Raw genomic sequence first — 12,218 nt, 5'->3', positions numbered from 1 at the left:
GCGAGGATGAACGGATTAATTCGGTGAGCAATTAATCCGTTCATTTAGTACTTCACATAGAAGATGGCAAAAATTGATTAGCGATAGGGGCTGATTTGCTGAACAAATCAGAACTAATGACCCTGTTTGTATCCAAGTTAGCCCTTGACATACCTGATCTCATAAGCAGTACTCTGTCTCCATTCTACCCTAGCCGTTTCAACTGCGTATTCACCCACCCCTCTTCTTTCCGAATCGCTGTTCCAAGCCATGAATAGTCTTTCAGCAATGGAGCCAGAATTGCCGTCATTACCCATAAATCTTTAGATACTGTGCTCCGAAACCATGCATGCTGAATGATTGTTAAAACGTCTGTGACAGATTGAGTTTTTTGAAGAATCATGTTATAGGCCTTAGCACGTTGCTCTGGATGGACAATGGATTGGATGATGTTCAAAGCACGGTCGATATCTCCATAGTTGATAATGGCATGTGCAATGATAGAAAGATCGCTGTAATGTTGCCATGAATCATCAATATATTGGGCGATGTTGAGGGCGCGGTCGATATTGCCCTGGGCGGCAATGTGGTATGCAATGGTAGAGATGGTAACGATACGTTTCTCTGGATCGTCAATGGAATGGGCAATTACCAGGGCATGGTCAATATGGCCCTGGATAGCAATGTGGTATGCAATGATACAGAAAGCATCGTCACGCTGCCCTAGCTCGTCAATGGAATGGACGATGGTCAGGGCACGATCAATATTGCCTTGCGTGGCAAGGGCTTCGGCAATGATATAGAAAGCATTGTCACGCTGCCCTAGCTCGTCAATGGAATGGACGATGGTCAGGGCACAATCAATATTGCCTTGCGTGGCAAGGGCTTCGGCAATGATATAGAAAGCATCGTCACGCTGCCCTAGCTCGTCAATGGAATGGACGATGGTCAGGGCACGATCAATATTGCCTTGGGTGACAAGGGCTTCGGCAATGGTACAGAGAGCGTTGTTACGTAGCCCTAGCTCGTCAATGGAATGGACGATGGTCAGGGCGTGGTCAATATTGCCTTGGATGGCAAGGGCTTCGGCAATGGTACAGAGAGCGTTGTTACGTAGCCCTAGCTCGTCAATGGAATGGGCGATGGTCAGGGCATGGTCGATGTCGCCCTGAATGGCCGCGGCTTTTGCAATAGTAGCGAAAGTCTTGGCACGCTGCGCTGGATCGTCAATGGTTTGGGCGAGGGCTAGAGCACGATCAATATCGCCCTGAGTGGCCGTGGCTTCGGTGATAGTACGAAGGCCAATAATACGTTCCTCTGGATTGTCAATGGAATGGACGATGGTCAGGGCATGGTCGATGTCGCCCTGAATGGCCGTGGCTTTTGCAATAGTAGCGAAAGTCTTGGCACGCTGCTCTAGGTTGTCAATGGTTTGGGCGATGGTCAGGGCATGGTCGATGTCGCCCTGAATGGCCGTGGCTTTTGCAATAGTAGCGAAAGTCTTGGCACGCTGCTCTAGGTTGTCAATGGTTTGGGCGAGGGCTAGAGCACGATCAATATCGCCCTGAATGGCCGTGGCTTCGGTGATAGTAGCGAAAGTCTTGGCACGCTGCTCTAGGTTGTCAATGGTTTGGGCGAGGGCTAGAGCACGATCAATATCGCCCTGAATGGCCGTGGCTTCGGTGATAGTAGCGAAAGTCTTGGCACGCTGCTCTGGATTGTCAATGGTACGGACGATGATCAGGGACGTATTGAGAATCGCTAATGCGTGTTCTTGCTGGCCACCAGTGGCCGTGACCTTTGCAATGGCAGCGAAGGATTTGGCACGCTGCGCTGGATCATCAATGGCATGGGCGATGGTCAGGGATGTATTGAGAATTGCTAATGCGTGTTCTTGCTGGCCACCAGTGGCCGTGACCTTTGCAATGGCAGCGAAGGATTTGGCACGCTGCGTTGGATCGTCAATGGTTTGAGCGAGAGCTAGAGCACGGTCTATGTGACGCTGAGTGGCTGTTGCTTCGGCAATGATACACAGAGCAGCGTCACGCTGTTCTCGAAAATCACTGGAATTGATGATAGGAAGGGCTGTATCAAGAATCACTAACGCGTGTTCTTGTTGACCACCAGCGGCTGTAGCCTTTGCAATGGCAGCGAAGGATTTGGCCCGCTGCTCTGGATTGTCCATGGAATGGGCAAGGGTCAGGGCACGATCAATATTGCCTTGGGTGGCAAGGGCTTCGGCAATGGTACAGAGAGCACTGTTACGTAGCCATAGCTCGTCAATGGAATGGGCAAGGGTCAGGGCACGATCGATATGGCCTTGGGCGACAAGGGCTTCGGCAATGGTACAGAGAGCACTGCCATGTGACCATGGACTGTCAATGGAGTAAGCGATGTTTAGGGCTGTATTGAGAATCGCCAACGCGTGTTCTCGCTGACCACAGATGGCTGTGGCTTCTGCAGCAGCACAAAGTGCAAAAATTTTGTCACGGCTTGAAAGGTGTCTGCTTACCTCATTCAATCGTAGGATAACGGATTGTTGTTGTCGCGTATTGCACCATGGAAGAGTTTTGAGCCAACAAGATATCTGCTTATCGGTGCTCGAAAGAAGCTCAATCCGTTCCAATGCCTCCTGTGTATGACCAAGCATTGCCAAGACCTCAAACAGATCGTTGGGCCACTGATCAAGGCGGCTGGTTAAACTCGTTCGTAAGAGGCTATACTTCCACAAGCGTGGTAGGTTTTGAATATGTTTGTCAACTGATTGCCCAGCGTTTATCGCACTCTCGCGTCCGCGATCTAAATCCAAGGCATAGAGTCGGGTACTCGGATCAAAGCGGGTTTTCTGTTCGCCATAGTCGCCCTCATCCAAGACGTGCCAGAGCATCGGCCAGTTTTCTGCCAACGCCAGATGGGTGATGTAGTGATGTCGTGCATAGACCCGTCGTTCCTGCTCTATCGCATCACCATGATCCGTCCAAATGGCATTGAGATCACTGGCACACCAGTCGGCCCACCGTTGATGGACATCTCGAAGCTCCTCCACATCAAACTCATGGATCTGGACATATTCACGAAACAGCAGGTGATGAAAGTCAACGCGTTGATCACCTCCTTGGCTGACAAGGCTCCCCATCACCCTTACGGCATCCTGAATCACGGCCCGTGGTTGTCCTAAGAACCGCCCGATCACGTTTATGAGCAATGACTCTTGCGTAACCACCAAGAGCGCCACCATCGGTCGCCAAATCGATGGCCAACGTACCTCAGAACGATTTTTAACCTGATCGAGCGTAATCCCAAAGAGATTGCTTGGATTCTGTTTAATCTCTTGAATCAAACTGGTCGCATCGACTACGGATTGCTCGCGCATCGTATTGGCCGCCAATTGGACAAACAGGGCATTGCCATTTAGTACCCGATAGAGGTCATGCAAGAGGCCATCCGCTATGCTCGGCTGGACTTCACTCCAGATCTCGAACGCATCCCCTTCACTCAATCGTGGTAAGGGATAATCAACCCGATGCACAATCTCCAGCGGTTTCAAGGTTTCATTAGGTCGTGAGCCAAGCACGATCACGATACCTGGCGGCGGTTGCGGGGGCAGAAACGACAAGTCTCGCGAGCCGTCACTCTCCAGTTGCAATTGATCAAGCCCATCCAGATAGATCGTTTCCTCGATCCCTTGTTTCGAGAGATAGTCAAGCAGGCGAAAAAATTCTCCTTTTAATAGTTGAATATGATCTCTGAGACCGAATGCTCCTGAGAGATTATGTTTGAGAATCAGTTGGGCTACGACCGTTTGCAATAACCTTAATTGATACGCGGGGCCTGTCGTGAGGGCAATAAAGTGATGCGGTGGCTGCGCAATTCCCGCTTCCTGAACCATTTTTGCAATGATGCTGCTCTTGCCTTCGCCTGGTGCTGCCGTGATCAAGACATAGCCCCCCGTGGGTCGCATCATTGCAATGTGCTCGCGGATCGCTACCAATTCGTTGACCCGACCGACGAAGCCTTGAAGTCGCAGATTCAAGAGCCAATCGCTCTCGCTTTGCTGGGCCGCATGCCGAATCCGATCCCGCGTTTTTTCCTGTTCGAGTGCCGCAAGTGACGCTTTTAATGCCGCTTCAGGAATCCCAGTATGTTGATAGACATTGCCGATAATCTGATTGCCGATCAAGACATTAGAATGGGAGGCTTGCACTGATTCTATCGTGTTTTGGATCACCGTTGGTTCAGATGAATGACTGGTATGATCGGCATCCTTTGTCTGCCATAGCTGGCCATGCGGAACCCGACTATACAGGGTTGGAAACCCCCATGCCCCATGCGCATGGCCATCGGCATGAATCGCCTTGCGAGCCGCAATCAGGCTGGCATCAATTGATCCGCCCGTGCCCAAGGTGGCATAGAAGGCGTTCGTAAAGCAGTGTCCGGTACGATTCAGGATTGCGGCTTGCATGCCAATCACGGAGGGAATGCGATCCGTAATAAAAATGGGGGCAAAGCTCGTAAGCAGGCTCTCGCCAGTGCTGCTGCTATGGCAGGCATTCAGGACCACCAGCTGTACACCCGACTGATGGAGTATGGTGCTGAACTGGCGGGCCGAGAGCCGATCCCGCGACTGGTCGGCGCGTTCGATGTCGAGGTAGCCCATCCCCCGTTGGATGCTGCCATGGCCGATATGATGCACGATGTGCGGTCGCTGGTTCGTCAGCAGATCGGTCAATCGCTCGCGCGTGAGATGGGGGACTTCGATGAGATCGATTGGCCGTGAACTGTGCGTGATGGCAGCACGGATGATTTCAACTTCGGCTTCCGCCGCAATCGGGTGGTTTGCCAACTCCGTAGGTAAGGCCGAGGTCACGGCGAGGCGGATACGTTCGCCAGGAGGAATACCCAAATCAGGGATCGGATCATTCCAAGGAACGGTGCGAACCAGCGCATGCTCCAGCATGAGGGGTCGACCCGCAGCGGTGGCCATTAATTCCCAAGGTAGGACGGCAGCTGCGCTCAGGCGGGTATCGGTATCAATCGCCAAATGGATACGCAACGCCACTGTGTGTTGGTCGGCGTGGGTGCGCGCCGTGGCAAAGGCTTCGGCAATCGCTCCTTGAAACAGGGTTTGGTACAGGAGTTGGCCAACCGCGATCACAACGGATTCGTCAATCGGTGTGTGATAATCGAGCGCTGTCTGGTAGACGATCAGCGTCGGATCATCAAGCGGCAGCAGCAGATCTTCGCTGACCTCATGGCCCGCTTGAGTGCGGGCAGTCACAGGATAGCGATCCCCGTGAGGGGCGGCAATGGTGAGATGGAAGGATGCAAAGGCACTGCTCATCGTGGCAAATCCTCGGCCTGCTGGCGCTGTGTGATTGGTGGTGATGTCTTATCCTAGCAAAGCAATGGCCACGATGCAAGCACTTGCTGACGATTTATTATTATGTCAATAATTCATTGTAGAATGAAATTCTTCGGCTAGAATTTCATTCTATCTGTACCATAATGATACTGAAGAAAATGGTGATTCTATACAATTCTTGATTTATACTTCCTCTGATAATTCCATCCGATTCAATGCTGGATGCGACGGAATGATTGGCTCCCAGGCTCGTTCAATGGCATTCCCTTCTAATGCTTGTAATTCCTCGATTGTGAGAGGCTTCAACTCTCCTGTCTCCAGGCTTTTTTGGGCATGATCACGAAGAACCCGAAATACCCGTTCGCTCATTGGCCAATACATGTGCTGAAACTTAATTCGTGGTATCTTTATGCGTTCCACCGTTACTCGAAATACGCCTTGACGATGTGCAAGAAATGTTTGTAGGTCGGCTTCAGTATTGTATATATCTAAGATATATTGTCTGGGCGTTGAATCAAAGACTACTTTTGTATTGAATTTCTCAATAGTATTCTGAATACTATCAATGAGAGCATGTTGTGTAGCATGCCCTGACCTATTTAAAACAAGGCCAACAATTCGGAAAAAGAGTTTTGCAGAGATAACTGGCTCAAACTTCCCATCCACTAAGTGTTGGAGTTCTGAAGAAACGTGGATAGAATATTCATATGATCCAATTTCCAAAGGCAAGCGATCATTAATCCACTCCTCCCATAAACTATCTGGGAATGATGTGTATATCTTTCCTGTTTGATCATAGAGAAAAAGCAAGTTAAATGAATTATGAATATCATCAACGTTATTAATAATCTCAATTCTATCAATTTCAAGTAGTAGGTAGACAATAGATTGGATTGCATCAAAAATCTCAGCCTCTAGTCTATTTGCGGTTAGACCTGTTAATATGAGTAATCGCATTCCCACGCTTTGTGCTCGCTTTTTTGCTCCATCAGTAAATCCTTTAGCAGAAACATAAATTCCTTGTTGAACCGGAATTCCTATATCATTAAGTTTCCCTATAAATGCATCAATATAAGGAACATCAATAACGTTTTTATAGTTCTTACATTCAACGGCGATACGGATGGGATAGCCAGCAATATTCGCCCTGAGAAGAACATCTATCTCTCGCTTGCGGCCATCTCCATTTGCTGTTGGGACGCGAACGTTTTGCTCAACGCGGACATTGGGCAAATCATGCATTGAGGCCACAATCATTTCTACGATACGGCCCTTTACCTTCGAATCGCTAGTCCTTTGTACCGTGTTCTGTTTTTTTCTTTTGTTCATCTTTACACCTTTGAATATGAATAGCGTCATTATCATATATAACGATCTAAGAGCTTATCATATTTGAATAATTTAAGATTGTTTCCTATAACGATGTAAAAACAGTATAATAATCATCTTTAAGATGTTATCCTATAGGATCAAAAAAGCCAATTTATTATAAGAATTATAAAACCTACAACTCCTCCTATAGCAGCAATAATTTCGAGTACTTGAAAAATTGGAGTTTCTCTTAGTTCCTTAGCCTTAAACAACAATGATGAATTATTAGTTTTTAATTTTCCTTCAAAGTATTTCACTAAGATATTAGCAAATAAATCAACTTTATATAAAGTTGATAAGTGTAATTTATTATATTCTTTGTCTTTAAAGGCATCAGCTTCCTGCTGTCCTGTTAAAAAATTCTTTTTACTAATTTTATTTTTTTCAATCAATTTCTCAATTCTTGGATGTCCTATATAATCGCTACCATAGATGTTTATAAGAGTGTGGGATAAATCTATTAACTGATTCTCACTTATTATAATAGGCTTTCCTCCTAGAAATTTATATCTTCGATAGATAGCTTGAAACCCATAATTTTCATCTCTCATATTCCAATGAACATAAATGTTTTCTTTGTTATTTTTTATGAAAATAAAAAATTCATCAAGCATCTTTCTTTCTAAAGTATCATAATGCTCTTCAATCTCATCTTTTGATACTTTTTCAAATTCTGCAATCCTATGAATAGAAAATGAATGCGTTTGTCTTGAAGAGAAATTTTTTATGGCTATCGAAGAAATACGAGGTGAATATCCTGCTGGTCTATCATAAAAGCTTTCACAAGAGTAATGAATAATTAGTACCTTCGAAATATCTGATTTTATTCTATTAATTTGGCTTAATGATTGTTGCTTGATGATAGTCATAAACAGTCCTTGTAAAAGTCCAAACTAGGATGTATATCGCTAGGATTGACTCATTAATTATGATTAATGAGTCTACCTACTCTGTATTAGGTTCTGTCTGATAACTCTTGGAGCAGCTTTGGAAAGACCTATATCATTACCATTGGACATGAAAAACTACCACTAATGCTGCCAATCCGCCAATTAATTCAGATTTGCTTTTGGTGTACAGTGTGGTTTTGAATTATCAGATAGAACCTAATCTAGATGAATACTAGGTTCTGTCTGATAATTCCCGAAGTCTTCATAACGAAGTCTTAGACACCAGCCTAGACGAAAGAATCATCAAAATACTGCCTCGATCAGTCTATCAACTGAGGTTCTTGCGACGGCATACAGTATGGACTTGCAGTATTAGACAGAGCCTACCGATAGCTGATGGTGCAAGAGTATGATTAATATTTAATAAAATCTAGTAATTCTTGAGCAAATTCATACTCAAGAACGAGTTTCCACATCTGTTCTTCGGGCCATCCGTTTTCTGCTAGCCAGTGGTGTAATATTGTGGCATTAAATTCAGTATGTTCCTGATGAACAGCCACAAGAAAAGCAAACCACCGTTTTTGATCTAAAGGATGAAGACCTGATTTATTTGCCAAATTAGAAAATTGTCGTAATTTAGCCGCAGTGTCCATAGATAGCCAATCATCCAATGTTTTTTGATCAGGCGTTAAGATGGATTGCAAACCTAGCTCTGTTGCTATTGGCGATACATTAGTTTGATAAAAATTTTCCACAATTCGATTATAGTCGACCTGTAAAAGTTCATTCCCAACTATCGGAAGGACATTGTTGACATAGAGAGTATCAGCTTCATGATCCGTCATCCAGAGTTTTACTGATGGGAGCGTTTTATTGCCTTGATACAAAAATTCGTACATAGTACTATCAGTATCTTGCGATGTCTTGACGAAATCCCATCCAGCGCTTAAGTTCGATTTGAGGTGACTTATAAAGTTGTCAAGCTGTTTCTGAGTACCATAGACTTTAAGATCGCGATACACGTCCATTGAATAGTACCTCCATTACTTACTTTAGCCCATAGGCTCCCTTAAGAAAGATAAAGAGTAATAAAAAAGCCACCACGAAGTCTAATCTTCGCATGGCTCTTACTTACTAGAGTTTAGGTATAAAATTAATACATCATATCCACTATTAATAATGCTACCACTAGATTGGGTTAGTCATTAATTGTTTAGGAAAAAGATAAGATTAATATCATTCATCCCAAACACCTTGGATTATGTATTACCTACCCTGATACTTTACATACTGATATTGAATTGTCCATATATTCTACATTTTGGTTCTGCTCTTGTCAACACTAAACATAACAACATTCTACTATTTATACTCCCCCACTCTCACCAGCCCATCCTTGACCAACTCCACCGTGCCCGAATCCCATTGTACCTCGACCTGCAACCAGCCACCCTGCCCCGTGAGCGTGCCCGTGCGGCCATCCTTGGTATGCGTGACCGTTGCCCCGATCTGCGTGATCAGATCCAAGTGCCGCATAATCAGCGCTTGATCATTCAGGGTATCGAAGGGCTTGGGTATCCAGCGCGAGCCGTCACGTTTCCAGACGAGCAAGCCGCGCCGCATCAGCGTGATGCCCGTGGCCACCTGTTCCTCAAGGGTCGGAGCCGCAGCCATCAGCGTTTCCAGCCGCGCAGGCTGGCCATTTTGGGCTTGCCAGAGTTTGAGGACATCAATCGGAATCGCATCGACCGTCGCCCGCAGCGCTTTCAAGTGTGCTTGAATCTCCGAATGCTCAAGCCCTACCCACTCCAGCCGATTCATGGGTGTGACCCCCTGAATGGTATCGCGCACTTGGCTTGGACTTTTCCATGCCTCAACCACGAGCGGCACGGTGCTGCCCGTTGGCTCGCCCGTAATCAACCCCAGTTGCACCCGATCCGGTGGGGCCGCCGAGCCAAGCACCAGCACAATTTGGCCAATCGGCACCACATCCCAGCGATCATCCGGCTGCGGTGTGGGTGGTGGGGCCAGATTTGGCTCACCACTCTCTAGCACCGGACGCGGCGTAAACACGGTTTGGCTGCCGAGGCGCTTGGTGCGGAAGTGGCTGCGCGCGACACTTAATACCCCCTCGACGATGGGCCGCAAGGTCGGCTGATAGGCCCTGCCATACCAGGCCGCGCCCAGTTCAATCGCTGTCCATGGGCGCGCCGGAATGCCATTCGCCGTGGCAATCGTGTACAAGTCGGCCAACGTGGGCGCAGGCTTCGGCGGCGTTGGTTCGGCCAGCGGCTCGACGACCACCGGAGTCGATACAGGCATAGTCACCCGTTGCCCCGCCTGAACACTGAGGGTTGGCGCACGGCGGGTCAGGGTCACGACATCGCCCGCAGCGGGAATGGCCACCGCCAGTTTTTTGAAGCGCGCCGCAAGGTGACTGAGCGCATCACGATCACCATGGACTAAGACCAATTGCTGCGGCTGCACGAGCCGGATCACCTGTTCCAGTTGGCCCAGATCGGCATGGCCGGACAAGCCATAGCGATAGACCGGACAGCCCAGCGTCACCCGTTGGCCATTCAGCGTGATCGTCCCGCCCTGGGTCGCTTTGAGCATCGCCGCGCCAGGTGATTCTTCGTCCTGATAGCCCGTGAAGATGATCGCATTGCGTTTGTCTTGGGCTAATTTGGTCGCATACAACGGTGCTGGCCCACCCGTGAGCATGCCGGAGGTGCTGATGATAATCGCTGGCTCATCACTCTGAATCACGCGCGGGCGCATACCCTGATGCACGGCCAGCACGCCAAAGGTCGGATCAACGAACAGTGGGCGCTGGCTATTCGTCAAGAACTTTTGCAGCGCCGGATGCAGGTCATGCGATTGCTGCTGATAGGCTTCGCACACCGCCTTGCACATCCCATCGACATAGATCGTCACCGGCGACACCACGCCGGAGGTGCGAAAGGCTTTGAGGATCAGGATCAGCTCTTGGGCGCGCCCGACGGCGAAGGCCGGAATCAGCACCCGCCCACCGTGGCCAATCACCTGCTGAATCGTGGCCACCACGTTTTGCTCTTGGTCTTTGCGCGAGGTGTGGCTGCGGTTGCCATAGGTTCCCTCGCAAATCATCATGTCGACCTGCGGCAGCGTGTTGAGGTCAACGCCCGTGATGGTGCGGTGATGGCCGACCGAAATATCCCCCGTATGCAGGACACTGCCCCATGGACTGGTGATGTGGAGCATACCCGCGCCGAGGATATGGCCTGCGGGCAAATAGGTCACGGCAATTTCTTGGTTGGCCGCGACGGGACGCAGTTCTTGGTGAAAGGCCACCGGAATAATCCGTGCCAAGGTTTCCGTCACCATCGTTTGGTCATACAAGGGCGTTTCCAGTTCGTGCGCGAGGTGCTCTTGTTCCATAATCCGCGCGCTATCCAAGAGCAAAATCCGCATCAGCGCGATCGTGCTTTCGGTCGCATAGATTGGCACCGTCGGGAACAAGCTGGCCACGAGCGGCAGACAGCCCGTGTGGTCAATATGCGCATGGGTAATCAGGATCGCATCGAGCGGGAAACCTTTGAGGGCTTCTAGGTCGGGTGTGCGGGATTGGCCAGGTCGCGCAGCGGGGCGCATGCCCGCATCGACGAGGATATGGCGCATGCCCAGCTTGAGAATGCCACACGACGCGCCGACTTCTTGTGCGCCGCCAAAGGGGTGAAAACTGATCATGGGGAAGCTCCGCTCATTTTAGTGGAATTGATTATTCGACGAATCAATTGCTACCTTCTTATGGTACGACATTGGCGCACTCTCTTGTTGTGATGACCATCCCCGCGTTCGCTTAAGAATCAAGGGAATGCTGTGCCTTAATCTGGGCGAGGGCGGTCTGCACGGCCTGCGCAATGGTTTTGTTATGCTTGACAATCCGTTGGTCGTCAGTGACCGCTTCAAGCGCCGCAATGGCCCGCGGATCGCCTAAGCGCCCTAAGGCGCGTACCGTATAAAAGCGGACTAGTATGGTAGGATTATCCATCGCCACGATTAACGCGGGAACGGCCCGCCGATCGCCCCGTCTGCCCAAGAGTGTCGCCACATGCGGATGCTGCGCCTGTTCAAATGCGCGGAGCAGCACCATAAACGCCATATCATCGGGAAAGCACGCCAGACCCTTGAGCGCAGAAAACATCCCCTGTTCATAGGCAGCTACGAGGGATGGAATGGCCCTGGGATCGCCAATTTTCCCAAGCGCAATTGCCGCACTGCTTGCCAGCGATAAGACCTGAAAATCCTCCACATACATGGGGCTTTTTATGGTATTCGCGTTGTCAAGCAGCGCGATCAACATGGGTACCGCTTCCTGTGCGCGCTGTTCCCCAAGGGTAAAAACAGCATTCATCCGCACCGAGAGATCAGCGTGATCCAGCTGGTGGAGAAGGTCATCAAGCGTTTGGTGGTGCATTCGTTCATCCCTCATCGCGAAATGTATTCGGTATCGGGATATGGCAACGATTCGATCAGCCACTGTAATGGTCAAATACCCTCTGCACTACCCATGGGGTTGAGCAGCCGCTGCGTATAGACGGTGGGCGAGAGGCCATCAAGGCCACGCCCTTGGT

Annotated in this window: 6 protein-coding genes; all 6 read right to left on the bottom strand. The window is 49.1% G+C overall.

Going from position 1 to position 12,218, the window contains the following annotated elements; all coding sequences use genetic code 11:
• Positions 1-184: 184 nt before the first annotated feature.
• Positions 185-5,320, bottom strand: a complete 5,136-nt coding sequence (locus tag JOD20_RS26655) for a CHAT domain-containing protein (protein WP_239584089.1) — start codon at positions 5,318-5,320, stop codon at positions 185-187.
• A gap of 204 nt (positions 5,321-5,524) precedes the next feature.
• On the bottom strand, positions 5,525-6,670 hold the full coding sequence (locus JOD20_RS25775) for a restriction endonuclease (protein WP_204758040.1): 1,146 nt from the start codon (positions 6,668-6,670) through the stop codon (positions 5,525-5,527).
• A 140-nt stretch (positions 6,671-6,810) separates the two neighbouring features.
• Positions 6,811-7,581 carry a hypothetical protein gene (locus tag JOD20_RS25770; protein ID WP_204758039.1) on the bottom strand — a complete coding sequence of 257 codons (771 nt, stop codon included), beginning with the start codon at positions 7,579-7,581 and terminating at the stop codon, positions 6,811-6,813.
• Between the two features lie 434 nt (positions 7,582-8,015).
• Positions 8,016-8,630 carry a hypothetical protein gene (locus tag JOD20_RS25765; protein ID WP_204758038.1) on the bottom strand — a complete coding sequence of 205 codons (615 nt, stop codon included), beginning with the start codon at positions 8,628-8,630 and terminating at the stop codon, positions 8,016-8,018.
• Between the two features lie 334 nt (positions 8,631-8,964).
• On the bottom strand, positions 8,965-11,331 hold the full coding sequence (locus JOD20_RS25760; protein ID WP_239584088.1) for an MBL fold metallo-hydrolase: 2,367 nt from the start codon (positions 11,329-11,331) through the stop codon (positions 8,965-8,967).
• Between the two features lie 112 nt (positions 11,332-11,443).
• Entirely contained in the window at positions 11,444-12,061 is a 618-nt protein-coding gene (locus JOD20_RS25755) for a HEAT repeat domain-containing protein (protein WP_204758037.1), read from the bottom strand.
• Positions 12,062-12,218 lie beyond the last annotated feature (157 nt).

The sequence above is a fragment of the Herpetosiphon giganteus genome (genome assembly GCF_016907925.1).
Lineage (GTDB): Bacteria > Chloroflexota > Chloroflexia > Chloroflexales > Herpetosiphonaceae > Herpetosiphon > Herpetosiphon giganteus.
The sequence above is the reverse complement of the archived record's forward strand: the minus strand, read 5'-3'. Positions and strand labels throughout refer to the sequence as shown.